We start from the raw sequence: 24,021 nt of genomic DNA on the forward strand, positions 1-24,021 counted from the left end.
GCGCTGATGCGGTACAGTAAGCCTCGCCCGCAAGGGCAGCCTTGGGGTATGGGGTAATTGGCAGCCCAACGGATTCTGGTTCCGTTAGTCTAGGTTCGAGTCCTGGTACCCCAGCTTCGGGCGTTCCCTGCTGTAGGGTGGGAGCCGTCCGAAGGTGGAAAAAGAGAACAGTTGGCCCCGTCGTCTAGTGGCCTAGGACGCCGCCCTCTCAAGGCGGTAGCGCCGGTTCGAATCCGGTCGGGGCTACATCGGAATATGGATGGCAAAGGCCGTCGACCTGAGTGATCATGGTCGACGGCCCTTTGTGTCGCGTTCGGTTGTCGGCTGTCCGGCCGTTGCCTGCTGTCGCGCCGTCAGGTGACGGCCTGAGGGGCGGTGCTGTGTCCCACCCGGTCCCACCCGGTCCAGCCGGTTCACCTGGCCCAGCCGGTTCACCTGGGAAGTCCGAGACCTGGCCAGCGGGCGCTGCCCGCGGGCTTTCGCCAGCCGGCTCCTGCCGTGATGTCGTGCCAGCCGGGCCGGCACGACATCACCCGGTCGGGCTATGCGGCCGCCGACTACCGGACTACCGCGAGGCGGGGGAGGGACGCGGGGTGACGGGCCATCGCGCACTCCCGGCAGCCGCAGGAGCTCGGGCCGCCGCGGCCGTGGACGGTCTCGCCCGCCCGGCGGCCGGTGGTGATCAGACGCAGCCGGGGGACGGTGCCCTCGGCCGGCTCCTTCGTGGCGACCGCCTGCGTCGCCGTGGCGAGCGAGGGCAGCGGGGTGAGTGGGGACGTCGGGCCGGCGCAGGTCGGGTCCATGGCGGCTGCGGTGCGGGTCGGGCTGGCAGCGGTCAGGGTCACGGGGAGCACGGTGTCCTCCTCCTACGGCGGCCCTTCCGAAGGCCACCTTGCAGCCCACAGGTTGTCGAAGCGGGCGCTGGCCGCGCCATGCCCCTTTTGAACCTGTTGCGGACTGGTGAAGATGGTCTAGTCCCAGGTAGGCATGCTTGGCATGGCACACCATCCTTGACGGCCATGGTGCGTCCGATGGTGATCGGGGCAGGATAGCCCGGATGTCCTCCGCGGCCCCTGTACCTGACCGGGCGCGGCGTCGCCACGGTGGTGCGCGCGCCGGCCGGGTCCGCCGTGTCGACATGCCGGATTCCCCCCGCCGCTCCATAGCGGATGCCGCGAGCGTCACCGGCAGGATCGGCGGGGAACTGCTGGAGTGGATGCCGCACGGCCGCGGCCTGCCCACCGAGGACTGGGTCGCCCGGCACCGGCTGCTGGTCTGGATCCTGGCCATCCACCTGCCCATGATCGTAACCTACGCCTGGTACCAGGACTTCCGGATCTGGCAGGGCCTGGCCTCGACCGCCCCGTCCGCGGTGCTGCTGGGCGCCGCCGTCCTGCCGGGTGTGCGCCGGCTGCGGGCGCTGGCCACCAGCCTCGGCCTGCTGTGCAGCTCGGTGGTGTTCGTCCACCTCTCGCACGGGCAGACCGAGGTGTACTTCCACTTCTTCGTGGTCGTCGCCCTCATCGCCCTGTACGAGGACTGGACGGTCTACCTGCTGGCGATCGCGTTCGTGTTCGTGGCGAACGGCGTGGTGGGCGGCCAGATCGTGATGCCCGAGTACACCGGGTCGCCCTGGGTGTTCGCCGGGGTCAGCGCGGCGTTCATCTGCGCGCTGGCGGCGGCACAGGTGATCTTCTGGCATTTCAACGAACAGGCGCGGCGGCGGGCCGAGCACTTCCGGGCGCAGCTCTACGAGGGGCAGCAGAGCCTGATGGCCCGTCTCGAGGAGACCGACCGGATCCGCAGCGACCTGGTTGCCACCGTCTCCCACGAGTTCCGCACGCCGCTGACCGGCATCCGCGGGACCCTGCTCACCATCAAGCGCCGGCGGGACCGGATGTCCCCGGCGCAGCTCGACGACATGCTCGACTCGGCGGTCAGCTACTCCGACCGGCTGTCCCGGCTGCTGGAGAACATGCTCACCGCGGCGACGGCCACCGGCACCGAGGAGAACAGCGTCGCGGACCTCCCCGAGGTCGTCAACGAGGTGCTCGCGACCCTGTCCTACACGCCGACGACAGCCGCCAACGTCACCGTCGACGTCCCGCCCCACCTGCCCGTGCGGATGGCCCGGCAGGCGCTGCACCAGGTCGTCGCGAACCTTGTCGACAACGCGCTGGTGCACTCCTGGCCGGGAGCGCCGGTCCGGCTGATCGCCGGCCGGGTCGGTGACGAAGTGATCCTGCGGGTGCGCAACCCCGGCCCCGACCTCGACCCGGCCACGATCCGCCAGCTCTTCGAGCCGTTCACCCAGCGGGACGGGACGGCTACCCGGGAGACCGACGGCGCGGGCATGGGCCTGTACGTCGTGCGGCGGCTGGTCGAGGTCCACGGCGGGCGGCTGCGGATGGCCTCCGAGGACGGGGAGATCATCGTCGAGGTCGACATGTGGGCGGCGGTGCCCCGCCCGGCCACGGTCGGCCCGCGGTCCGCGGCGGGCGTCCGGGAGGCTTTCGACCGGTCCGCGGTAGGCGCTCGCGTCCCGCAGCGGCCCACGCTGCCGCTGGCCCGCGAGTTCGGCCGCCATGCCCGGCAGGGCCTGCACTCGGGGGAGAACGCCCGGCCGGGCCTGCGCTCCGGTGAGGACGCCAGGCTCGGCTTGTGGCCCGGTGAGAACGTCCGGCCGGGGCTGCGGTCGGGCGAGGGCTCCGAGCCGGGCCCGCGCTCGCCGGGGGACGATGCCCGGCCGGGTCCGCGCCCGGGCGAGGAGGCCCGCTCCCGGTCCGCCGAGGACTCCCGGTCGGGCCTGCGGGCCGCTCCGCCGCTGTGGTCGAACCGGCCGCGCCCGATCGACCGTTCCGGCTGACCGGCGGCCCCTCCTCCCGGCCGGCTGGCCGTTCTGGCTGGGTGGTGGTTCTGGCCGGGTGGCCGTTGCGGCTGGCCGGTGTGCCGGCCGGTGAACCGTTCCGGTTGGGCGAGCGTGCCGGCTGACCGGGTGTGTCTGCTGACCGGGTGCGCCGGCCGGGCGCGGCCGGTAACGGTGGTCGGCCGGCCGCGACGGTCAGTCGTGACCGGCGGACTGGGTGATCAGCAGTTGTTCGCCTGCAGCTTCAGGCTCACCGGCTTGCTCCTGCCGTAGCTGGTCCCCGGCGCGACCGACTGCGTGACGACGGCCCCGATCTGCTTCGAGTTCAGGCACTCGTACACGTAGGGGATGTTGCTGAAGCCGGCCTTCCTGAGGGTTGCCGCGGCGTCGTCCAACGTCATCCCGACGACGTTCGGCACGTCCGAGCAGTCGTTGGCCTGCAGGTACAGGCGTACCGCCGCCGTCGTCGCGATCCGCGTGCCGGCAGCCGGGTCCTGGCGCACCACATTGCTGATGTCGGAGGAGCGGTAGCAGTCGTACACGTAGGGGATGTTGGTGAAACCGTCCTGGCGCAGGGCCGCGGAGGCGTCGTTGAGCACCATGCCCCGCACGTCCGGTACCGCCACGCGGGAATCCGGCGGTGACGCCGGGGGCGGCGCGGCGCTCGGGGCAGCGCTCGGTCCGCCGGCGGGGCCGGTCGGCCCACCGCCCGGCCCGGTGCCGGCCTGCGCTGTGACGTTCGCGGTGGGCGGAGCGGATGCCGGCACGGCCACGGCGGACGCCGCCGGTGCCGGGCCCCGGGTGGCGTCCGGCCCGGACGTGGCCGCCGTGGTGCCCGGTGCGGCCGGCGCGGTGACCAGCGGCGCGCCCGCCACGGAGGCCGTCTCGCCGCCTCGGCCCCCGTCGCCGCCGAGGCCGGCGGCCAGGGCCCATGACCCGGCGCCGACGAGCACGGCGGCCCCGAGCCCGGCCGCGACCAGGACGCGGGCGCGGGCGGACCGCGGCCGCGGGCGTTCTCCCGCCGGCTCCGATGACGGTGCCGCCGGCTGTGCTGTCGGCGCCGCGGCCGCCGGCCGAGCCGTCGGCGCCGCGGCCGGTGAGGATGCGGCCGGCAGGGAGGATGCCGCGCCGGCGATGGCGGTCCGGGCGTACTCCGGCTCGTCCTCGTGCCCCCGGCCCGTCCCGTACGCGCCCGCCTGGGCGGGCCCGGGGCCCGACAGCCGGGTGGTCCCGGCGACCGGCGGTGCCTGCGGAGCGCCGCCGGCAGGTGAGGCGTCGCCGGCAGGTGAGGCCGCCAGGTCACGTCCGGTAGCCGGGCCCGCGCGTGCCGGCTCGGGCACCGGGGCGGCGGGGGACACCGGGGAGGACGCCGTCGGTGAGAGCAGGGTCGCGGGGTCGTCGTCCTCGCCGGGTGACTGCCGTGAGGTGATCACGGATGTCCTGCCGAGGTCCGCCGGCGCCGCGAAGGCGCGGTCATGCGGCTTCCGGCCGGCCAGCGCGGCCTGCAGCGCCAAGCGCGCCGCGTCCGCCGTGGCGGGCCGCTCCGAGGGATGTTTGGCCAGCAGGCGGCACATGACGTCCCACAGCGGCCCGTCGATCCCGTCGATCGGCGGTGGTGCCTCGAAGGCATGCGCCCGGATCATGGCGATCGGGTTCGGCGCGACGAACGGAGGCCGGCCGGCCAGCAGCTCGTAGAGGACGACGCCGGCCCCGTAGATGTCGGCGGCGGGGCCCGCCCGGGTGTGCTCGGCGAGTTCCGGCGCCATGTACATCGGCGTGCCGATCGCGACGCTGAGCCTGGTCATGGACGGGCTCTGGGTCAGCCGGGCGATGCCGAAGTCGGTCAGCATGGCCCGGGCCGGCCCGCCGCCGCCGGTGTCGACGAGGATGTTCGCCGGTTTGACGTCCCGGTGGACGACGCCGGCGGTGTGGACGACGGCCAGGGCCGAGAGCACCTGCCCGACGAGCCCGACCGCCTCGGCGGCGGGGAGCCGGCCGCGGGCGCGCAGATAGCCGCGCAGGTCCGTCCCGTCCACGAGGTCCATCACGATCGCGAGGGTGCTGCCCTCGGCGACGATGTCGCGGACCTTCACCAGATGCGGGTCGTCGAAGGCCAGCAGGACCCGGCGCTCGCGCAGGAACCGGTCGACGATCTCCGGGTCGTCGGACAGCTCGGGCCGCAGGATCTTGACCGCTACCGGCCCGTGGTCGCCGGTGCCGTCGTCGGCCCGCTCGCCCCGCCAGACCTCACCGCTGGCGCCCTTCCCGAGCGGCTGGTGCAGGACGTAGCGGGAACCCAGCCTGCGCATCGCCGGTGCTCCCCCCTGTACGCGCATCAGCCGTGGTACGCCCGGCCTGGCCGGTTGGCCAGGATACCCGGCCAGGCAGCACGGCGCAGACCCGGTGAGCAGGACCTTATGACGGAAACACCGCCAACGGACAGGAGAGGGCCGCGCGGCTCGTCGGACACTGCGGAAAGTATGAGGATCATGGCGGTACGGCGTCATGGTGTTGTGGCCAGTGGCCGCCTCGGCTTTTGTACCGGAGCAAAAAGGTACTCTGCGCCACCAGCTCTGTGACAGAAGGAAACAAGTGGCCGCAGGTGACACGGACGGGCGCGGGCATGCTCAGCGGTGAACACGGACACGCCCAGATGAGTCCGCAGGACCGGCTCGCGCTCGAGGCGCTCGGCACGGTCCGGCACTACGGGCCGGGTGACGTCCTGTTGCAGGAGGGCGACCGGGCCGACCTGGTGATGATCGTACGGACCGGGCGCGTGAAGGTCGTGACCGTCGCCGAGAGCGGGTACGAGACCCTGCTCGCCCACCGCGGCCCCGGCGACCTCATCGGCGAGATGGCGGTCATCGACGGCGGGACCAGGTCGGCGTCGGTCGTGGCGGTGGAGCCCGCGCAGCTGGTCGCCGTCTCCGCCGAGGCGTTCCGGACGTTCGTGGCCACCCATCCCCAGGTCGTGCGGGCCCTGGTCAGCTCGATCACCCGGCGGCTGCGGGAGTCCGACCGGCGCCGGTCGGAGCTGGGCGCGTACCCGACCGGCATCCGTCTCGCCCGCCACCTGCTCGAGCTCGCGCACCGGCACGGGGACGGGCAGCCCGACGGCAGCGTCGCGATCACGTTACGTGTGACACATCGTGATCTCGCTGCCGCCATCGGGTCGTCCAGGGAGTCCGTCGGCCGGGACCTGCGGACCTTCCGGTCGAGCCGGCTGATCGCGAACAGGGGGCGGACGCTCGTCGTCCTGAACATCGCCGCACTGCGCGCGTTCGCTTACGGCGAAACTCCGGGCCATCAAATGTGACGGATGACGTCGTCACTCCACCTGCTGCCCACTACGACATATATGGGCGAGAACGCCTTCTTTCCGACGCGCCAGATGGGGCGGAGGCCAGCCCGCGGCGGGTACAGGGGGTCCGCCGCGGATGCTGGAAGCCCCGCGGACACTGAAACTGGAAGCCCCGCGGACACTGAAAGCAGCTGCCCCACGCCGACGAGCGGGTCCAGGGCCGTCGGTGGGACGGTCCGCTTCAGCCGCTCGGTGGCTCGGTGGCTCAGCCGTTCGGTGGCTCGGTGGCCTGGCGGCTCAGCCGTTCGGCGGCGGCGGCGACGGTGGCCCCGTGGCGTCGGCCGGGGGAGCGGGTGAGCCGCTCGACCGGGCCGGACAGGGACAGCGCCGCGACGACCCGGCCGGTGGCGTCGCGTACCGGGGCCGACACCGAGGCGAGCCCGGCCTCCCGCTCGCCGACACTCTCAGCCCAGCCCCGCCGCCGCACCTGCGCCAGGGTGGACGCCCCGAAGGCCGCGCCCGCCGGCGGTTCCACCGCCTTGGCCAGCCCCGTTGGCGCTGTGCCCCTGGTTGGCGCCGTTGGCGCTGCGCCCCTGGTTGTGGCCGGGGCGGTGGCGTCCCGGCCCGGGAACGGGTCCGCGCCGAAGGCGAGCAGGACCTGCGCGCCGGAGCCGGCGGTCATCGGCAGCATGGTCCCGACCGGGACGGTGTCGCGCAGGCCGCTGGCCCGTTCGGCGGCGGCCACGCACACCCGCACGTCCCCGCGCCGGACGTAGAGCTGGGTGCTCTCCCCGGTGGCGTCCCGCAGGTGCGCGAGCACCGGCGTGGCGGCGGCCAGCAGGGCCCACGGCAGCGGTGCCGCGCCGCCGGCGGCCAGCCGTGGGCCGGGTACGAACCGGCCGCTGGGGTCGCGTCCGACCAGCCGGTGCACCTCGAGGGCGGCGGCCAGGCGGTGGGCGGTCGCCCGGGTCAGCCCGGTACGGGCGACCAGGTCGCCCAGGGATGCGGGGGAGGTCTCCACCGCGGTCAGCACAAGGGCCGCCTTGTCCAGCACGCCGACTCCGCTAAGCTGTTCCACACATTGATACTGCCATCCCAAATAATGAGATGCACGGGGGTGTACGAGATTTCGGATGGCCCGGGTCAGTGATCCGCACCGCACGTTCGTCACCCCGCCCGGCGCTGCCGGACGGGCCCGAGGAAGCCACCTGAAGGAGTGGGCCATGGGGCGCACACTCGCGAGGAAGGTCTGGGACGCCCACGTCGTCCGGCGTGCCGACAACGAACCCGACCTGCTCTACATAGACCTGCACCTCGTCCACGAGGTGACCAGCCCGCAGGCGTTCGAGGCGCTGCGGCTGGCCGGCCGGCCCGTCCGCCGCCCGGACCTGACCATCGCCACCGAGGACCACAACGTCCCGACCGTCGACACGCTGCTGCCGATCGCCGACCCGGTCTCGGCGGCCCAGGTCGAGGCCCTGCGCAAGAACTGCGCCGACTTCGGCGTCCGGCTGCACCCCATGAACGACCCCGGCCAGGGCATCGTCCACGTCGTGGGCCCGCAGCTGGGCCTGACCCAGCCGGGCATGACGATCGTCTGTGGGGACAGCCACACCTCCACCCACGGCGCGTTCGGTGCGCTCGCCTTCGGCATCGGCACCAGCCAGGTCGAGCACGTGCTGGCCACCCAGACGCTGCCGCAGCGGCCCCCGAGGACTATGGCCGTCACCGTGGAGGGGGCACTGCCGGCCGGGGTGACCGCCAAGGACCTGATCCTCGCGATCATCGCCCGGATCGGCACCGGCGGTGGCCAGGGGTACGTGATCGAGTACCGGGGCGAGGCCGTCCGGTCGCTGTCCATGGAAGGCCGGATGACGGTCTGCAACATGTCCATCGAGGCGGGCGCCCGCGCCGGCATGATCGCTCCGGACGAGGTGACCTTCGCCCACCTGCGGGGACGCCCGCACGCCCCGGCCGGGGCCGCCTGGGACGAGGCGGTGGCCTACTGGCGCACCCTCGCCACCGACGACGACGCCACGTTCGACCGCGAGGTCGTCATCGACGCCGCCGAGCTGAGCCCGTTCGTCACCTGGGGCACCAACCCGGGGCAGGGCGCGCCGCTGGCCGCCCGGGTCCCCGACCCGGCCGGCTACGCCGACCCCGCGCTGCGGGCCTCGGCCGAGCGGGCCCTGGCCTACATGGCGCTCACCCCGGGCACGCCGCTGCGTGACATCGCCGTGGACACGGTGTTCATCGGTTCCTGCACCAACGGGCGCATCGAGGACCTGCGGGCCGCCGCCGAGGTCCTGCGCGGGCGCCGGGTCGCCGACGGGGTGCGCGTACTGGTCGTCCCGGGTTCGATGGTGGTGAAGGCCGATGCCGAGGCGGAAGGGCTCGACGAGGTCTTCCGCGCAGCCGGGGCGCAGTGGCGCAGCGCGGGCTGCTCGATGTGCCTCGGGATGAACCCGGACACCCTGCGGCCGGGGGAGCGCAGCGCGTCCACGTCCAACCGCAACTTCGAGGGACGCCAGGGGCCGGGCGGCCGCACCCACCTGGTGTCGCCGGCCGTCGCCGCGGCCACCGCCGTCACCGGGCGGCTGACCACCCCGGCGGACCTCTGACGCTGGCGCCCCGCCAGCAGCTCCGGCGACAACCTCGACACCGACGAAGGGAGCGCACCCGCGATGGAGGCGTTCACCACCCACACCGGCCGGGCGGTGCCGCTGCGGCGCAGCGACGTCGACACCGACCAGATCATCCCCAGCGAGTGGCTGAAGCGGATCGAACGCACCGGCTTCGGCGCCGGGCTGTTCTCCGAGTGGCGGGCCGACCCCGCGTTCGTGCTGAACAGCCCCGCCCACGCCGGTGCCACGATCCTGCTCGCCGGCCCGGACTTCGGTACCGGGTCGTCCCGCGAGCACGCCGTGTGGGCGCTGCAGGACTATGGCTTCAAGGCGGTGATCTCCGCCAGGTTCGCCGACATCTTCCGCGGCAACGCCCTCGGCAACGGGCTGCTGGCCGTCACCCTGCCCGCCGCGACGGTCGAGGCGCTGACCAGCCAGGTCGAGGCCGATCCCGGTGTCGAGATCACCGTCGATCTGGCCGCCCGCGAGGTGCGCGCGCCCGGGCTCGTTGCGGCCTTCGACATCGACGACTTCACCCGCTGGCGGCTGCTGGAGGGCCTCGACGACGTCGGCCTGACACTGCGCCACCAGGACGCCGTCGCGGCCTTCGAGGCCACCCGGCCCGGCTGGCTGCCCACCACCGTACCGGCCACGGCAGGAGTCAGCGAAAAACATTGAATGCTACGAAACGTAGCCCATCGGAGGACCGCCGGCATCCTCCTGATGGCATCTGATGATCTAGAAGGGACGCTGACGTGCATGTTTGTGTCGCGCGACACGCGCACGGGAATTGCCCTAACCGGTGGACATGCCTACGGTGCAGCGCAGTGTGATGCCCGATCTGCTCCCTACCCCGCACTCGCGGGGGGCGTCCGGAGGTTGTTGTGAACAAGTCCCAGTTGGTTGATCGAATCGCTCAGCAGATCGAGGGCGGGCGGTCGAACGCGACCAAGGCCGTCGATGCCGTCTTCGACGCGATTCAGGAGGCCGTCTCCGCCGGTGAGAAGGTGACCATTACGGGGTTCGGTGTCTTCGAGCGCGTCGAGCGGGCGGCTCGCACCGGCCGTAACCCCGCGACGGGTGAGCCGGTGCATGTCGCGGCCTCGGTCGTGCCGAAGTTCCGGCCCGGTTCGGAGTTCAAGGCCAGCGTCTCCGCCAGCGAGGATCCGCAGGACAACTGAGTACCGGGATCACACCGGTATCGCGACATCACCGAAGGCTGTGCGATCATGGAATGGTCGCACAGCCGGAGGCTGGAGAAGGCTGGCAGCACCGAAGGCTGTGCGATCATGGAATGGTCGCGCGGCCGGAGGCTGGAGAAGGCTGGCAGCACCGAAGGCTGTGCGATCATGGAATGGTCGCGCGGCCGGAGGCTCCGGCGGGTTGTCCGCCGTGGTCAGGCGTGTGCCGCCCGCCGCGGTCGCACGCCCATCAGGTCGTTCTGGTAGTCCGACAGCGGCTGCCCGTCCGGGTCGGCGGCCCGGCGGTGCCAGGTGCCGTCCGGCCGCAGGATCCAGGCCGCCACGCCGTCGGAGAAGGAGTGGTCGAGCATGGCCTTCAGCGGCCCCTGCTGAGACGGCTGCGCGACCCGTACCAGCGCCTCGATCCGGCGGTCGAGGTTGCGGTGCATCATGTCCGCGCTGCCGATCCAGCACTCCTGGACCGCGGTGAACTCCAGCACCCGGCTGTGCTCCAGGAAGCGGCCCAGGATCGAGCGGACGTGCACCGTCTCCGACAGGCCCGGCACGCCCGGGCGCAGCGCGCAGATCCCGCGGACGAGGCACTGGACGGGCACGCCCTCGCGGGAGGCCCGGTACAGCGCGTCGATGACCTCTTCGTCGACCAGGCTGTTCACCTTGATCCGGACGCCGGACGGGCGGCCCTGGTGCGCGGCCTCGGCCTCCTGCTCGATGCGCTCGATGATCCCGTCCCGCATGAGCTGGGGGGCGACCAGCAGTGAGCGGTACTCGGTCTGGCGGCTGTACCCGGTCAGGACGTTGAACAGGTCGGTGAGGTCGGCGCCGATGTCGGGGTCGGCGGTGAGCAGGCCGAGGTCCTCGTAGAGGCGGGCGGTCTTCGGGTTGTAGTTGCCCGTCCCGATGTGGCAGTAGCGCCGCAGCCCGCCGCGTTCCTGGCGGACCACCAGACAGGTCTTGCAGTGGGTCTTCAGCCCGATCAGCCCGTACACGACGTGACAGCCGGCCCGCTCCAGCTCGCGGGCCCACCGGATGTTCGCGGTCTCGTCGAACCTGGCCTTGATCTCGACCAGGACGACGACCTGCTTGCCGGCCTCGGCCGCGGAGATCAGCGCGTCCACGATGGGGGAGTCGCCCGAGGTCCGGTACAGGGTCTGTTTGATGGCCAGCACCTGCGGGTCGGCGGCGGCCTGCTCGATGAAGCGCTGCACCGAGGTGGTGAACGAGTCGTAGGGGTGGTGGACGAGCACGTCGCCCTCGCGCAGCGCCGCGAAGAAGTCGACCTGCTCGTCGGCGGACACCAGCCGCGGGTGGGTCCGCCGCACGTGCGGCCGGTCCTTGAGCTCCGGGCGGTCGAGTTCGTACAGCGCCCACAGCACCGACAGGTCGAGCAGCCCGCGGACCCGGGCCACCTCACGATGGGTGACCTCAAGTTCGCGCATCAGCAGGTCCAGCAGGTCGTCGTCGATGTCGTCGCCGACCTCGAGGCGTACGGCCGGGCCGAACCGTCGGCGGGCCAGTTCGCGTTCGAGGGCCTGGAGCAGGTCCTCGGCCTCGTCCTCCTCGACCTCCAGGTCGGCGTTGCGGGTCACCCGGAACAGGTGGGAGTCCACCACCTCCATGCCGGGGAAGAGCTGCGAGAGGTGCGCGGAGATCACTTCTTCCAGCGGGATGAAGCAGACCTCGTGGTCGTCGCCGTTCGGGTCGTGCGCGAGGCGGTGGCCGTCCACGCCCCTGGTGGGTTCCGGAGTGACCCGGATCAGCCGGGGCACGTTCTGCGGGACCTTCACGCGGGCGAACCGGTCGCCGTCCCCACCTGGGTCACGTACAGTAACCGCAAGGTTGAGGGAGAGTCCGCTGATGTAGGGGAAGGGGTGCGCCGGGTCGACCGCGAGCGGGGTCAGGACGGGGAAGATCTGCTGGTGGAAGTAGTGGTGCAGCCGGTCCTTCTGCCCGTCGGTCAGGTCGTTCCACAGCTGGATGGTGATGCCCGCCTCGGCCAGGGCGGGGACGACGTCGTCGGTGAAGCAGCGGGAGTGGCGTTCGCCGAGCTCGGCGGTGGTACGGCTGATGAGGTCGAGCTGTTCGCGCGCGGTGAGCCCGTCGGCGGAGAGCACCGCGAGCCGGGTCGCCTCGCGGCGCATCAGGCCCGCGACCCGGACCATGTAGAACTCGTCGAGGTTGCTGGCGAAGATTGCCAGGAACTTGGCGCGTTCAAGCAGCGGGACGCTCTCGTCCTCGGCGAGCGCGAGCACCCGCGCGTTGAAGTCCAGCCAGGACTTCTCCCGGTTGATGAACCGATCATTTGGAAGATCTGACGGTACTGGTTGCCGGGGTGCTTCCAGCGGTTCGAGCAGGGCGCTTCGCGGTTTGCGCTGCGGTTGCTCAGATCGGTTCACCACCAGCTCGGTCATGCCCTCGATGGTGCCAGTCCCGCGGGAACGCGGCAGCCGGGTGTGGCGATTAGGACCCGCGCAACTCGTCCGGGATGACGCCTGGACGAACGCGATGTGTAACGCTCATGAAATGTGCTCGGGTGAATATCGCAGCATGGAGGAAACATCCTGCCGGACGGTGCCGGCGGTCGTCGGAGCGTGGCGGTGACGGCCGGGGCGGTACCGGCGCAGCCGGTGCGCGCGCAGCAGGCGGCACAGGCGGCCTTGTTACGTACAGTGCCTGACAGTGTGCTTTCCGCCGAGGAAATGGACGTCGACCTGGCGGACCCGGCGGTCGCATCGGTGACCTACCGTATTCGGCAACGGTTCAGTTACACCTACGACGGCCCGGCCTGGCAGCTGGCGCACCGCCTGGTCGTCATTCCCCCGCGACAGCACGGTGACCAGGCGGTACGCGCCTACCACCTCGCCGTGTCCGACCCGGCGGCCACCGTCACCTGGGAGCGCACGGCCGACGGCTCCCCGGCCGCGCTGGTGCGGCTGGACACCGTGCCCCGGCGGCTCGACTTCGACGCCACGGTCGTCCTCACCCGCACCGCCGGGGCCGGGCCGCCCACGCTGCCGGCGTCCGCCCTGACCGGCCGCAGGCTGCTCACGCCCACCCCGCTGACGGCACCCGACGCCGCCATAACCGCGACAGCCCGGTCGCTGGCCGCCCCCGACCCGCTCGAGACCGCGCTGCGGTGCTGCGCCTGGGTGCACCGCAGGATCGGGTACGCGGGCGGGAGCACCGACGTGACGACCACGGCCGCGCAGGCCCTCGCCGGGGGACGCGGGGTCTGCCAGGACCACGCGCACGTCATGCTGGCGCTGTGCCGGGCCGCGGGCGTGCCGGCGCGGTACGTCTCCGGCCACATGACCGGTGAGAGCGCCTCGCACGCCTGGGTCGAAGTGATCGTCCCCGCGGACGCGGGGCTGCCCGGGGGCGGGGCGCGCGCGGTCGCGCTCGACCCCTGCCACGACCGGCTGGCGGACCAGCGGTACGTGACCGTGGCCACCGGCCGGGACTACACCGAGGTGGCACCCACGTCCGGCTCCTACCGCGGGCCCGGCCGCGGCACCCTCAGCACGCGCCAGCGGGTGGACGTCATAGGAACGGATCTCATCGGGACGGGCGCCGTCACCGCAGTGGGCGCGGACACGGCCTGACCCCTGGCGGGAGTCACCGGGCCGGCGGGCACCGGAGCGCTGTCCCCGGGCCGGCGGACAGGGCCCGCCTGGTCCAGGGGCCGACGCCGAGACCGACCGCCTCCCGCAGATGCTCGATCGTGTCCACGTCACGGCGCAGGCCGCGGACGGACCCGCCGAGCGGCCCGGTCAGGTCCCGGGCCCCGGAACGGATGTGCGCCGCGCGGCTGCCCGGCCCGAACCGGGGCGCCAGCGGTGTGCCGGCCGTGGCGGCGAGCAGGACGGTGCCGGTACCGTCCGCGTCCGCGACCAGGCCGCGGCCGTCCGCCGGCATGGCCAGCAGGGCCGCGCGCAGGTGGGCCGGGCGCAGCGCGGCGAGGTCGGCGGACAGGGCCGCGACACCGGCGTCCGGCCACCGCCGCGCGGCCATGGCGGCACCATGCGCCAGCGCCGCGTTCAGGCCGGTGCCAGGCGTGTCGGGAACAACGACAATCCGGCTGCCCTCGGTCATGGCCCGCTCGGCAGGGCCCGGGGCCGGCAAGGAGGCCATCCCGGCCCGGGCCGCGCCGTCATTCGTCACGATCATGACGGCTTCGACCGTGCCGCGCCCGACCGCGCTGGCCGCGGCCACCGTGTCCTGGGCCATCGCGAGCGCGAGGGCCGCCCGGTCCGGATGGGCGAGCCGGCTCTTGGCGACCGCCAGCGGTTTGACCGGTACGACGACGACCCAACCGGTCATGCGGGTGGCGGCTTCATGCGGGTGGCGGCTCCGGTGACGCCGGTGTCACCCACCGGCTCTGTCTCCACCCGACTCTATGGCACGCCGGCCTTCCGGCACCTGCCACCCGGGCCGTCCCGGCACACCGGACGGGACACGATCTGCGCGAGGGCCGGGCCTTCTCGACAGCCTTCGTGTGACTGAGCAAGACTCCTGCGACGTGAAGCGAGCTGAACGCGCCGGTGCCGGGGTGATGTCGACGGCGGCCGTCAGCATGCCGTACCGGATAAGGCGGGCCGCCGTTCTCTGCGCCGGGTCCTGGGGGACCGTCTTCGCCAAGGTGCTCGCGGACGCCGGGGCCAGGGCCACACTGCTGGCACGCGAGCCCGACGTGGTCACGTCGATCAACCGGTGTCACACCAACCCCCGCTACCTGCCCGGCCTGACGCTGCCGGACCGCGTCGACGCCACGCTCGAGGCCGCCGAGGCGCTGCGCGGGGCCGATCTGGTCGTCCTGGCCGTGCCGTCGCAGGTGCTGCGGGCCTGTCTGGCGCGGTGGGCCCCGCTGGTGGCGCCGTCCGCGGTGTACGTGAGCCTGATGAAGGGTGTCGAGCTGGGCTCCCGGCTGCGGATGAGCGAGGTGGTCCAGGAGGTCACCGGGGCGGCCCCGGAGCGGATCGCCGTGGTCAGCGGCCCGAACCTGGCCCGGGAGATCGCGGCCGAGCAGCCCGCCGCCACCGTCGTCGCCAGCGTCGACGAACGGACGGCCAGGGCGGTCCAGGCGGCCTGCTGGACGCCGTACCTGCGCCCGTACACAAACCCGGACGTGATCGGCTGCGAGCTCGCCGGCGCCGTCAAGAACGTGATCGCGCTGGCCGCCGGGATGGTGGAGGGCATGGGGTTCGGCACCAACACGGCCGCCTCCCTGATCACCCGGGGGCTGGCCGAGACGACCCGGCTCGGCGTGGCGCTCGGCGCCGGCCCGCTGACCTTCGCCGGGCTCGCCGGCATGGGCGACCTGGTGGCCACCTGCTCGTCCCCGCTGTCGCGCAACCGCGCCTTCGGGGAGAAGCTCGGCCGGGGCGTGCCGCTCGCCCAGGCCGACGCCCAGCAGCACCAGGTCGCCGAGGGCGTCCGCTCCTGCCGTCCCGTCCTGGAGCTGGCCCGTTCTCTGGACGTCCAGATGCCGATCACCGAGCAGGTGGTGCGGGTCATCCACGAGGGCCTGGCCCCGCTGGACGCGGTCAAGGAGCTGATGAGCCGGGAGCCCGGCCCCGAGTACCGCGCCGGCTGACCGCCGCGCGTTGCCCGGACGGTCGTCGCGGGTGGACTCGCTGTGGGGTTCGGTGGTGCGCGGCCGGGCATCGGTTAGGGTCCCGTCATGCCTGGCTCTCCGCCGCGCCGGATCCGGATCGCCGTCCTGTACGGCGGCCGCAGCACCGAGCACGCGATCTCCTGTGTCTCGGCTGGCAGCGTCCTGCGCGCACTGGACCGGCGGCGTTATGACGTTGTCGCTGTCGGCATCACCTCCGACGGCCGCTGGGTGCTCGGCCCGGACGACCCGGCCGCGCTCGCCGTCCGCGACGGCGAGCTGCCCGCGGTCGACGCCGCCGCCAGGCCGGTGGTGCTGCCCGGCGACCCCACCGCGGGCGGCCTGCTCGCGCTCGACCAGGTGGCGGCCCCGACGGGCCCCGGCTCCGCCGGCCGCGATGCCGCCGGCCGCGGCCCTGTCGGCCTCGGCGCCGTCGACGTGGTGTTCCCGCTGCTGCACGGGCCGTTCGGTGAGGACGGCACCGTGCAGGGGCTGCTGGAGATGGCCGCCGTCCCCTACGTCGGCTCCGGGGTGTTCGCCAGCGCCGCGGCCATGGACAAGCAGTACATGAAGATCCTGCTCGCCGACGCCGGGCTCGACATCGGCCCGTACGCGGTGCTGCGCGCCGGGCAGGCCCTGACCGCCGACGACCGCGAACGCCTCGGCCTGCCCGTGTTCGTCAAACCGGCCCGGGGCGGGTCGAGCATCGGCATCAGCCGGGTGGACGCCTGGGACGACCTGGCGACCGCGCTGAAAGCCGCCCGCGCCGTCGACCCGAAGGTGCTGGTCGAGGCCGCCGTCGTCGGCCGTGAGATCGAGTGCGGCGTGCTCGGCAGCCTCGACGGCGGCGGACCGGAGGCGAGCCTGCCCGCGGAGGTGACGGTGACCACCTCCGCGGGGTCCGCGGGCTTCTACGACTTCGAGGCCAAGTACCTCTCGGACGCGGTCCGCTTCGACGTCCCGGCGGACCTGCCCGCCGAGGTCACCGCCGCGGTCCGTCAGATCGCCGTGCGGGCGTTCGCCGCGCTGGACTGCGCGGGCCTCGCCCGGGTGGACGTGTTCGTCCGCCCGGACGGCTCGATCATCGTCAACGAGGTGAACACCATGCCGGGGTTCACCCCGACCTCGATGTTCCCGCGGATGTGGGCGGCCACCGGCCTGGACTACCCACGGCTGGTGGACCGGCTGGTCGCGCTGGCGGCCCGCCGCGGCACGGGGCTGCACTGATCCCCGTCGCGGCTGGTCCCCCGTCGCCGCTGGTGCCGGTAGGGCCGCCCGGCCGGCCGCTGTCAGGCCGTCGTCGACCGTGTCGCGCCGCGGACCGGCGCGGCGAGCGTGGCCAGCACGTCGAAGGCCTGGACGGACGCGGGGAGCAGCAGCACGACCTGCGGACGTCGGGTAGGCGTGGAGTAGCGGACGGTGTCACCGCGTTCCTCGGCGAACCAGCCGACATCGTCGACCACCGAGAGCGTCACGTCCGGCCGGTAACCGGGAGCGGCCCCCGGCACGCCGCAGGAGAGCACCACCGGTGGGGAGCCCCAGGCCGCGACGAACGGCGACGCCGGCCGGGCCTCGCGACGTTCCAGCCCCGGCCCCAGCGAGGACGGCAGGGCGGCGCCCAGGGCGAGGCAGGCCGACCGCTGCTCCCCGGTCGGATCCGGCGCGCCGTTGACCGTGACCGGCCCCGGGGAACCGGCACACGCGGTGAGCGGAATCACAACGGCAAGGGCCATGATCCGGGCGAGGAGCGCGACCGGCCACCCGGTCCGCCGCCCGGCCGCCGGCCCCGGTGGCCCGGCTGGCCGACCGGGCCACGCGGCTGGTGCCCGCCGTGCCCGCACTCTGCCGTCCCGGCCGGTCATGACAGGGAACAAGCGCGGACGAAGCGTCAGAAGTGCACCACCGGACAGGTCAGCGTGCGGGTGATCCCGTCGACCGTCTGCACGCGTGACATGACGAGCTTTCCCAGCTCATCGACGCTGGCCGCCTCGGCACGGGCGATCACGTCGTAGGGGCCGGTGACGTCCTCCGCCTGGGTGACACCGGGGATCTGTTCGATCTCCTTGGCCACCGATGAGGACTTCCCGACCTCGGTCTGGATGAGGATGTACGCGTGGACCACAGAGGCTCCCTTGTCGGACGTCGACAACCCGTGCCGCAGAACAACGGGCCGACAGAAGGTAACAGGCAATCGGCTCCGGTGAGAGTGTCTGAGGTAGGGGAATTTGGTCTGATCGCCCGGGTGGCGGCCAGACTGGGCGCACCGGCGCCGCCAGCGGGTCCTGGTGACGACGCCGCGGTGGTCCCGACACCCTCCGGTTATGTGATTGCTACCACAGATCTGCTCGTGGAAGGGCGGCACTTCCGGTTCGACTGGTCCTCCCCATATGACGTCGGACGTAAAGCTGCCGCGCAGAGCCTCGCCGACGTGGCGGCCATGGGAGCCGTCCCGACCGCCCTGCTGGTCGGCCTGGCCTGCCCGCCGTCCACCCCGGTCGAGCTCGCCGAGGGCCTCGCCGACGGTCTGCGCGACGAGTGCGCCGAGGCGGGCGCGGTCGTCGTCGGCGGCGACACGGTCGGCGCGGCCGAGGTCTGCCTGGCCGTGACCGCGCTCGGGGACCCGCGGGGCGTCGCCCCGCTGACCCGCTCGGGGGCGCGCCCGGGGGAGTCGGTTGTCCTCGCCGGCACGGTGGGCCGCTCCGCCGCCGGGCTGGAGCTGCTGCTCGCGGGCGTGCGGGAGGGCCCTCTGGTCGACGCCCACCGCCGCCCGACACCGCCGTACGCGGCCGGGCCGGCGCTGGCCCGGGCGGGCGCGACCGCGCTGCTCGACATCAGCGACGGGCTGCTCGCCGATCTCGGGCATGTGGCGGCCGCCTCCGGCGTCGTGCTGGAGGTGGACGCCGACGCGCTGCGGGCGGCCGTCCCCGGCGTGGACGTGCGGCACCTGCTGACCGGCGGCGAGGATCACGGCCTGGCCGGGACGCTGCCGACGGGCGTCGAGCCGCCACCCGGGGTCGCCGTGATCGGCCGCGTGCTGGCCGCCGACCCGGCCGCGGGCGGGCCAGGCGTGCGGGTCGTGGGCGGCAACGTCCCGCCGGACCTGCGCGGCGGCCCGCTCCGGCCACTGGGGCCGCCCGGCCCGACGGCCGCCGCGCCGGGCGGCTGGGACCACTTCCGCACGTCCTGAGCCGTGACGTCGAAAACCTGGATCCGCGAGGGACGAGAACCACGTCACCGCCCCACTCGCACACCTGTCCGCCCGCCTACCAGACGGGCGGCGCGGGGGCGGGTGGGCAGCGGTCTAGCGTGGGGACCGTGGTCTCTTTCGGTTCCGCTCCCGGCCCGGTCGCGCGTCTGCCGCCGGCTCGGGTGTTGGCGATCGCGGGGTCGGACTCCGGCGGGGGCGCTGGTATCCAGGCTGATCTGAAGACCGCGCTGGCCTTCGGGGTCCACGGGATGAGCGCGCTGACCGCGGTGACGGCTCAGAACTCCCTGGGCGTGCACGGGGTGTGGGAGCTGCCGCCGGAGGCCGTGGTGGCGCAGATCCGCGCGGTCGTGGCCGACATCGGGGTGGACGCGGTCAAGACCGGGATGCTGTCGTCACCGCCGATCGTCGCCGCGGTCGCGGGCGAGCTGGCCGGGGCCGGCGTCCCCGTCGTCGTCGATCCCGTGGGGGTGTCCAAGCACGGGGATCCGCTGCTCGCGCCCGAGGCGGTGCAGACCGTGCGTACCCGGTTGCTGCCGGTGGCGACGGTGGCGACCCCGAACCTCGACGAGGTGCGGCTGCTCACCGGCGTCGAGGTGCGGACCGAGGCGGACCTGCCGGCCGCCGCGCGCGCCGTGCTCGGCCTCGGGCCGCGCTGGGTGCTGGTCAAGGGCGGGCACCTGCCCGGCGACGCCGTGGACCTGCTCACCGACGGCCACCACAGCATGGTGCTCCGGGCGCCCAGGCACGATAACCGGCACACCCACGGGACCGGCTGCACGCTCGCGTCCGCGATCGCGTCGCTGCTGGCCCGCGGGGCGGACGTCCCCGATGCCGTGCGCGCGGCAAAGGACTACGTCACCGGCGCGCTGGAAGCCGGCTTCCCGCTCGGCGCGGGCATCGGCCCGGTCGACCACGCCTGGCAGCGGCGATAGCTGGCAGCGGCGATACCTGACAGCGGCGATAGCCGCCACACCCGTCGCGGTGCCGCCGGGGCGAAACGCCGGTGCCTTGTCGACGCCGGAGGAAGCAGGCGCGCGGGCGGCTACGCCCGGGTGACCTTGCCGGCCTTGATGCAGGAGGTGCACACGTTCAGGCGCTTCGGCGTCCTGCCGACGAGCGCGTGCACGGTCTGGATGTTGGGGTTCCAGCGCCGCCGCGTGCGCCGGTGGGAGTGGGAGACCGACATACCGAAGCCCGGCCCCTTGCCGCAGACGTCGCACACCGAAGACACGAGACACTCCGCCAGAGAATAGTAATGATCATGCCGCGTTCGCGGCGGTCATCCGAGGCTACCCCACGCCGCGCCGCCACCGGACACCGCCGGCCCGTGAGGCGCCTGTGAGGGCCGTCCACGAAAGCGCACGGGCAGGCCGAACGCGTGGGGCAGATCGAAGCTGTCGGTGGGGTCGGGCAGGATCGTGGGTGTGGTCGACCAGCAGACACGGCTGCGGGACGTGGTGGGCGCGCGGACCGCCACGGCGCTCGCCGGTGCCCTGGATTTGGAGACGGTCGGTGACCTGCTCGCCCATCTGCCCAGGCGCTACCAGGAGCGGGGGGAGCTGACCGATCTCGGTGACCTCACCGTCGGTGAGGCGGTCACCATCCAGGCGCGGGTCACCAGCGCCAAGCGGCGCCCGCTGCGCGGCCGCGGGCGGGAGATGCTGATCGTCACGGTCAGCGACGGCCGGCACAGCCTCGCGCTGACGTTCTTCAACCAGCCGTGGCGGTCGCGGGACCTGCGGCCGGGGGTGACCGCGCTGTTCGCCGGGAAGGTCGAGGTGTTCAACCACCGGCAGCAGATGACCAACCCCGAGGTGCAGCTGCTCGACGACACGATCCCGGGGCTTTCCGACAGCCCCGGAGAGCTCGAGCTCCCCGGGATCACCGAGCCGGCGAACGGGCAGCGCCCGGCCCACGCGGGCGCGGTTCGTAACGGCACGAGCCGTAACGACACGAGCCGTAACGGTGCGGTCGGCGACAGCGCGGTTCCCGGTGGCGGTGGGGGTGGCCCGGGCGTGGACGTCGAGGGCTTCGCGGGCGGCATCCTCCCGATCTACCCGACTGCGGCGAAGATCCCGAGCTGGGCGATCGCCACGTGCGTGCGGGTCGTCCTGGAGCTGCTGACCGAGCTCGACGACCCACTACCGGCCGCCATCCGCGCCCGCTACCGGCTGGTGAGCCTGCTGGAGGCGTACCGGCTGGTCCACCAGCCGTCGTCCTGGGCGGACGTCGGCCGTGGCCGGACCAGGCTGAAATGGGACGAGGCGCTCGTCCTGCAGGTCGCGCTGGCACAGCGTCGGCACGACCTCGAGAAGATCGCGGCGACGCCGCGGCATCCGCGTCCCGACGGTCTGCTCGCGGCCTTCGACGCGTCCCTGCCCTTCTCGCTCACCGCCGGGCAGCGTGCCGTGGGCGCCACGGTCGCGGCGGAGCTCGCCCGGCCCTTCCCGATGCACCGGCTGCTGCAGGGCGAGGTCGGGTCCGGCAAGACGGTGGTGGCGCTGCGCGCGATGCTCGCCGCGGTGGACGCCGCCGGGCAGGCGGTGCTGCTCGCGCCCACCGAGACGCTCGCGGCCCAGCACCTGCGCAGCCTGCGCGCTCTGCTCGGCCCGCTGGGCCGGGCCGGGGAGCTCGACGCCGCGCCCGAGGCGACCCGGGCCGTGCTGGTGACGGGCTCGCTGGGCGCGAAGGCGCGGCGGGAGGCGCTCGCCGCTGTCGCGGACGGCAGCGTGGGCCTCGTCGTCGGCACGCACGCCCTGCTCGAGGAGTCGGTGGTATTTCACGATCTTGCTCTTGTGGTCGTCGACGAGCAGCACCGTTTCGGGGTGGAGCAGCGGGACGCGCTGCGCTCCCGGTCCGACCGTCCGCCGCATCTGCTGGTGATGACCGCCACCCCGATCCCGCGGACGGTCGCGATGACCGTCTTCGGTGACCTGGAGGTCTCGACGCTCACCGAGCTGCCCGCCGGCCGTTCGCCGATCTCCACGTTCGTCGTGCCCGCGACAGCGCCGAAGTGGGCCAGCCGGGTGTGGGGCCGCATCCGCGACGAGGTCGCCGCCGGCCGGCAGGCCTATGTCGTCTGCCCGCGCATCGGTGGGGACGCCGGCGACGCCGATGACGTCCCCGCGGCCGACGCCCCCGCGACCGGGGGCATGGCCGGCGACTCGGTGGCCGGCGGCTCGGTGGCCGGCGGCTCGGTGGCCGGCGCGGCCGGTCCGGCGGGCGGGGCGCGGCCGGGCGGCACCGCGCCGCGGGACGCGTCGGCGGCCGCCCGCCGGCCGGGCGCGGGTGTTCTCGACGTGCTCCCCGGTCTGCGGGCGGGCGAGCTCGCCGGGCTGCGGGTCGCCACACTGCACGGCCGGCTGCCCCCGGACGAGAAGGAAGAGACCATGACCAGGTTCGCCGCGGGGGAGCTGGACGTCCTCGTGGCCACCACGGTGATCGAGGTCGGGGTCGACGTGCCGAACGCGACCGTGATGGTTGTGATGGACGCCGACCGTTTCGGTGTCTCCCAGCTGCACCAGCTGCGCGGCCGGGTCGGCCGCGGCGGCGCGCCCGGCTGGTGCCTGCTGTACACCGACGCGCAGGAGGGCTCGCCCGCCTGGGAACGGCTGGCCGCGGTGGCGGCCACCTCCGACGGGGCCGAGCTCGCCCGTCTCGACCTCGCGCAGCGACGCGAGGGCGATGTGCTGGGGGCGGCCCAGTCCGGCGGCCGGCGTTCCCTGCGCCTGTTGGAGCTGCTCAAGGACGAGGAGCTGATCCGCTCCGCGCGGGGCGAGGCGAGCGCGCTCGTCGGTGCCGATCCGCAGCTGGCGGCGCATCCGGCGCTGGCCGCGGCGCTCGCCGCCACTCTCGACGCGACGGCCGCCGCCTATCTGGAAAAGGGATGAGCCGCCTGTCCGGAAAAGGGATGACGGGCCGGGGGAGGGATGACCGGGGCGTGGGCCGGGGCCGGTGGGCCGCGTGCCGGCGACCGGCGCGCCCGGCCACCGGAAATCCGGAGAAAAACAAGGAAAAACGACGGGGCGAAGACAGGAAATGACCAGGATAATCGGCGGGGACGCGCGTGGGCGCCCGGTTCGGGTGCCGCCGGGCGGCGGGACCCGCCCGACCTCCGACCGGGCGCGGGAGGGGCTGTTCAACACGCTCGCCTCGCTGGTAGAGCTGCGCGGCGCGCGGTTCGCCGATCTCTACGCCGGCAGCGGCGCGGTCGGGTTCGAGGCGTTGTCCCGCGGGGCGTCCCACGCCCTGTTCGTCGACCGGTCGGCGGCGGCGGTCCGCACCCTGCGCGCGAATGCGGCGGCGCTCGGGTTCACCGGTGTGGAGATCCTTTCGCAGCCGGTCCAACATGTGGTGGAAATCATGCCGGAGTGCGCGTTCGACGCGGTGTTCCTGGATCCTCCGTATGCGCTGCCGGACAGTGCGTTGACCAGCGTGCTCGCCGGGCTGATCGCCGGTGCCTGGCTGCATCCGGACGGGGTGTGTGTCGTGGAGCGCTCGCGCCGCAGCGGCCCGCCGGCCTGGCCGGACGGACTCATTACGATTCGCAATCGCGCGTATGGTGAGGGGGTGCTCTGGTACGGTTCTGGATCATGAGAAGGGCTGCCTGTCCAGGTTCGTTCGACCCGATCACCAATGGTCATCTGGATATCATCGTCCGCGCCAGTCGGCTCTTCGACGAGGTCGTCGTAGCCGTGCTCATCAACAAGAACAAGGCCAACCTTTTCACCGTGGAGGAGCGGATAGAGCTGATCCGTGAGGTGGCCCGGGATCATTCCAACGTGGTGGTCGAGTCGTCCCATGGCCTGCTCGTCGACTTCTGCCGGGCCCGCGGCATTCAGGCCATCGTCAAGGGCCTGCGCGCGGTCAGCGACTTCGACTACGAGCTGCAGATGGCGCAGATGAACCATTCACTCGCGGGCGTCGAAACCCTCTTTATGAGTACGAATCCGCAGTATGCGTTTCTGTCGTCCAGCCTGGTCAAGGAGGTCGCCACCTACGGTGGGGACGTGTCCGGCCTGGTCCCCGACGTGGTGCTCAAGCAGTTGCGCGAACGTCTCGCCCGCTGAAGCACGGCCCCGGGCGGCGTTCCCCCCGGGGCCGTGCCCGCGGGGCCTGGGGCCCCCTTTGACAAGCGTCGTCGGACCGTGAATCCTTGACTGGTTGGCGTCATAACTGTATTTGGAGTGTCTACGCAGAGTACTGGTGCTGG

At 73.1% G+C, this 24,021-nt stretch carries 21 protein-coding genes and 2 tRNA genes; 15 read left to right on the forward strand and 8 right to left on the reverse strand.

What is annotated here, in order from left to right; translation table 11 throughout:
* Positions 1 to 42: 42 nt before the first annotated feature.
* Both AC5LUJ_RS06680 and AC5LUJ_RS06685 read left to right on the forward strand, forming a co-directional pair.
* A tRNA-Gln gene (locus AC5LUJ_RS06680) sits at positions 43 to 114 on the forward strand.
* A gap of 59 nt (positions 115 to 173) precedes the next feature.
* A tRNA-Glu gene (locus AC5LUJ_RS06685) sits at positions 174 to 246 on the forward strand.
* A 311-nt stretch (positions 247 to 557) separates the two neighbouring features.
* On the opposite strand, the gene AC5LUJ_RS06690 is transcribed toward AC5LUJ_RS06685, so the two are convergent.
* On the reverse strand, positions 558 to 854 hold the full coding sequence (locus tag AC5LUJ_RS06690) for a hypothetical protein (protein ID WP_250292432.1): 297 nt from the start codon (positions 852 to 854) through the stop codon (positions 558 to 560).
* A 284-nt stretch (positions 855 to 1,138) separates the two neighbouring features.
* Here AC5LUJ_RS06690 and AC5LUJ_RS06695 point away from each other — a divergent pair, with 284 nt between their 5' ends.
* Entirely contained in the window at positions 1,139 to 2,866 is a 1,728-nt protein-coding gene (locus tag AC5LUJ_RS06695) for a sensor histidine kinase (protein WP_445548524.1), read from the forward strand.
* Positions 2,867 to 3,087: 221 nt separating this feature from the next.
* Here AC5LUJ_RS06695 and AC5LUJ_RS06700 read toward each other — a convergent pair whose 3' ends face one another.
* Entirely contained in the window at positions 3,088 to 5,175 is a 2,088-nt protein-coding gene (locus AC5LUJ_RS06700) for a serine/threonine-protein kinase (protein WP_493464635.1), read from the reverse strand.
* A gap of 344 nt (positions 5,176 to 5,519) precedes the next feature.
* Here AC5LUJ_RS06700 and AC5LUJ_RS06705 point away from each other — a divergent pair, with 344 nt between their 5' ends.
* Positions 5,520 to 6,182: a Crp/Fnr family transcriptional regulator gene (locus AC5LUJ_RS06705; RefSeq protein ID WP_250286004.1), complete on the forward strand. Its 663-nt coding sequence runs from the start codon at positions 5,520 to 5,522 to the stop codon at positions 6,180 to 6,182.
* Between the two features lie 250 nt (positions 6,183 to 6,432).
* On the opposite strand, the gene AC5LUJ_RS06710 is transcribed toward AC5LUJ_RS06705, so the two are convergent.
* Positions 6,433 to 7,245 carry an IclR family transcriptional regulator gene (locus AC5LUJ_RS06710; RefSeq protein ID WP_250286003.1) on the reverse strand — a complete coding sequence of 271 codons (813 nt, stop codon included), beginning with the start codon at positions 7,243 to 7,245 and terminating at the stop codon, positions 6,433 to 6,435.
* 145 nt (positions 7,246 to 7,390) lie between these two features.
* Here AC5LUJ_RS06710 and leuC point away from each other — a divergent pair, with 145 nt between their 5' ends.
* From leuC to AC5LUJ_RS06725, 3 genes are all read left to right on the forward strand, one after another.
* Positions 7,391 to 8,788, forward strand: coding sequence for a 3-isopropylmalate dehydratase large subunit (leuC, locus tag AC5LUJ_RS06715; RefSeq protein ID WP_250292426.1), 1,398 nt, complete (start codon positions 7,391 to 7,393; stop codon positions 8,786 to 8,788).
* Between the two features lie 63 nt (positions 8,789 to 8,851).
* Positions 8,852 to 9,469 carry a 3-isopropylmalate dehydratase small subunit gene (gene leuD / locus AC5LUJ_RS06720; RefSeq protein ID WP_250286000.1) on the forward strand — a complete coding sequence of 206 codons (618 nt, stop codon included), beginning with the start codon at positions 8,852 to 8,854 and terminating at the stop codon, positions 9,467 to 9,469.
* A 206-nt stretch (positions 9,470 to 9,675) separates the two neighbouring features.
* The gene (locus tag AC5LUJ_RS06725) at positions 9,676 to 9,972 is read left to right on the forward strand and encodes an HU family DNA-binding protein (RefSeq protein WP_013874863.1); all 297 of its coding nucleotides are present in this window, start codon (positions 9,676 to 9,678) and stop codon (positions 9,970 to 9,972) included.
* 215 nt (positions 9,973 to 10,187) lie between these two features.
* Here AC5LUJ_RS06725 and AC5LUJ_RS06730 read toward each other — a convergent pair whose 3' ends face one another.
* A complete protein-coding gene (locus tag AC5LUJ_RS06730; RefSeq protein WP_493464636.1) occupies positions 10,188 to 12,401 on the reverse strand; it encodes an RNA degradosome polyphosphate kinase in 2,214 nt (737 codons plus the stop codon).
* A gap of 288 nt (positions 12,402 to 12,689) precedes the next feature.
* Here AC5LUJ_RS06730 and AC5LUJ_RS06735 point away from each other — a divergent pair, with 288 nt between their 5' ends.
* The gene (locus tag AC5LUJ_RS06735) at positions 12,690 to 13,592 is read left to right on the forward strand and encodes a transglutaminase family protein (RefSeq protein ID WP_250286006.1); all 903 of its coding nucleotides are present in this window, start codon (positions 12,690 to 12,692) and stop codon (positions 13,590 to 13,592) included.
* A gap of 13 nt (positions 13,593 to 13,605) precedes the next feature.
* Here AC5LUJ_RS06735 and cofC read toward each other — a convergent pair whose 3' ends face one another.
* Positions 13,606 to 14,310, reverse strand: a complete 705-nt coding sequence (gene cofC, locus AC5LUJ_RS06740; RefSeq protein WP_493464637.1) for a 2-phospho-L-lactate guanylyltransferase — start codon at positions 14,308 to 14,310, stop codon at positions 13,606 to 13,608.
* Between the two features lie 265 nt (positions 14,311 to 14,575).
* On the opposite strand from cofC, the gene AC5LUJ_RS06745 reads away from it, so the two are divergent.
* Both AC5LUJ_RS06745 and AC5LUJ_RS06750 read left to right on the forward strand, forming a co-directional pair.
* Positions 14,576 to 15,583 (forward strand): NAD(P)H-dependent glycerol-3-phosphate dehydrogenase, encoded by a 1,008-nt coding sequence (locus AC5LUJ_RS06745; RefSeq protein WP_250292425.1) that lies wholly within the window; start codon positions 14,576 to 14,578, stop codon positions 15,581 to 15,583.
* An 87-nt stretch (positions 15,584 to 15,670) separates the two neighbouring features.
* Positions 15,671 to 16,828, forward strand: coding sequence for a D-alanine--D-alanine ligase family protein (locus AC5LUJ_RS06750; protein ID WP_493464638.1), 1,158 nt, complete (start codon positions 15,671 to 15,673; stop codon positions 16,826 to 16,828).
* 62 nt (positions 16,829 to 16,890) lie between these two features.
* Here AC5LUJ_RS06750 and AC5LUJ_RS06755 read toward each other — a convergent pair whose 3' ends face one another.
* Entirely contained in the window at positions 16,891 to 17,442 is a 552-nt protein-coding gene (locus AC5LUJ_RS06755) for a DUF3515 family protein (RefSeq protein WP_445548523.1), read from the reverse strand.
* A gap of 47 nt (positions 17,443 to 17,489) precedes the next feature.
* Positions 17,490 to 17,723, reverse strand: a complete 234-nt coding sequence (locus tag AC5LUJ_RS06760) for an Lrp/AsnC family transcriptional regulator (protein WP_013874856.1) — start codon at positions 17,721 to 17,723, stop codon at positions 17,490 to 17,492.
* 84 nt (positions 17,724 to 17,807) lie between these two features.
* On the opposite strand from AC5LUJ_RS06760, the gene AC5LUJ_RS06765 reads away from it, so the two are divergent.
* Positions 17,808 to 18,788, forward strand: coding sequence for a thiamine-phosphate kinase (locus AC5LUJ_RS06765; RefSeq protein WP_493464639.1), 981 nt, complete (start codon positions 17,808 to 17,810; stop codon positions 18,786 to 18,788).
* A 119-nt stretch (positions 18,789 to 18,907) separates the two neighbouring features.
* The gene (gene thiD, locus AC5LUJ_RS06770) at positions 18,908 to 19,741 is read left to right on the forward strand and encodes a bifunctional hydroxymethylpyrimidine kinase/phosphomethylpyrimidine kinase (RefSeq protein WP_493464640.1); all 834 of its coding nucleotides are present in this window, start codon (positions 18,908 to 18,910) and stop codon (positions 19,739 to 19,741) included.
* Positions 19,742 to 19,851: 110 nt separating this feature from the next.
* Here the strand turns inward: thiD and rpmB are convergent, their stop codons facing one another.
* On the reverse strand, positions 19,852 to 20,040 hold the full coding sequence (gene rpmB, locus AC5LUJ_RS06775; protein ID WP_007516655.1) for a 50S ribosomal protein L28: 189 nt from the start codon (positions 20,038 to 20,040) through the stop codon (positions 19,852 to 19,854).
* A gap of 193 nt (positions 20,041 to 20,233) precedes the next feature.
* Between rpmB and recG the strand changes: the two genes are divergently transcribed.
* From recG to coaD, 3 genes are all read left to right on the forward strand, one after another.
* A complete protein-coding gene (recG, locus tag AC5LUJ_RS06780) occupies positions 20,234 to 22,699 on the forward strand; it encodes an ATP-dependent DNA helicase RecG (RefSeq protein ID WP_493464641.1) in 2,466 nt (821 codons plus the stop codon).
* Between the two features lie 148 nt (positions 22,700 to 22,847).
* Positions 22,848 to 23,405 (forward strand): 16S rRNA (guanine(966)-N(2))-methyltransferase RsmD, encoded by a 558-nt coding sequence (gene rsmD, locus AC5LUJ_RS06785; RefSeq protein ID WP_250285087.1) that lies wholly within the window; start codon positions 22,848 to 22,850, stop codon positions 23,403 to 23,405.
* Positions 23,402 to 23,878, forward strand: a complete 477-nt coding sequence (gene coaD, locus AC5LUJ_RS06790; RefSeq protein ID WP_250285088.1) for a pantetheine-phosphate adenylyltransferase — start codon at positions 23,402 to 23,404, stop codon at positions 23,876 to 23,878. Before rsmD ends, coaD begins: the two co-directional genes overlap by 4 nt.
* Positions 23,879 to 24,021: the final 143 nt, after the last annotated feature.

The organism is Protofrankia sp. CiP1_Cm_nod3 (genome assembly GCF_982290655.1).

What these genes read in the sequence shown, in the direction of transcription:
- coaD (WP_250285088.1), top strand. Translation starts at nt 23,402, where the DNA reads ATGAGAAGGGCTGCCTGTCCAGGTTCGTTCGACCCGATCACCAATGGT.
- leuD (WP_250286000.1), top strand. Translation starts at nt 8,852, where the DNA reads ATGGAGGCGTTCACCACCCACACCGGCCGGGCGGTGCCGCTGCGGCGC.
- AC5LUJ_RS06750 (WP_493464638.1), top strand. Translation starts at nt 15,671, where the DNA reads ATGCCTGGCTCTCCGCCGCGCCGGATCCGGATCGCCGTCCTGTACGGC.
- AC5LUJ_RS06700 (WP_493464635.1), bottom strand. Translation starts at nt 5,175, where the DNA reads ATGCGCAGGCTGGGTTCCCGCTACGTCCTGCACCAGCCGCTCGGGAAG.
- rsmD (WP_250285087.1), top strand. Translation starts at nt 22,848, where the DNA reads ATGACCAGGATAATCGGCGGGGACGCGCGTGGGCGCCCGGTTCGGGTG.
- AC5LUJ_RS06735 (WP_250286006.1), top strand. Translation starts at nt 12,690, where the DNA reads ATGGACGTCGACCTGGCGGACCCGGCGGTCGCATCGGTGACCTACCGT.
- leuC (WP_250292426.1), top strand. Translation starts at nt 7,391, where the DNA reads ATGGGGCGCACACTCGCGAGGAAGGTCTGGGACGCCCACGTCGTCCGG.
- AC5LUJ_RS06730 (WP_493464636.1), bottom strand. Translation starts at nt 12,401, where the DNA reads ATGACCGAGCTGGTGGTGAACCGATCTGAGCAACCGCAGCGCAAACCG.
- cofC (WP_493464637.1), bottom strand. Translation starts at nt 14,310, where the DNA reads ATGACCGGTTGGGTCGTCGTCGTACCGGTCAAACCGCTGGCGGTCGCC.
- AC5LUJ_RS06705 (WP_250286004.1), top strand. Translation starts at nt 5,520, where the DNA reads ATGAGTCCGCAGGACCGGCTCGCGCTCGAGGCGCTCGGCACGGTCCGG.
- AC5LUJ_RS06695 (WP_445548524.1), top strand. Translation starts at nt 1,139, where the DNA reads ATGCCGGATTCCCCCCGCCGCTCCATAGCGGATGCCGCGAGCGTCACC.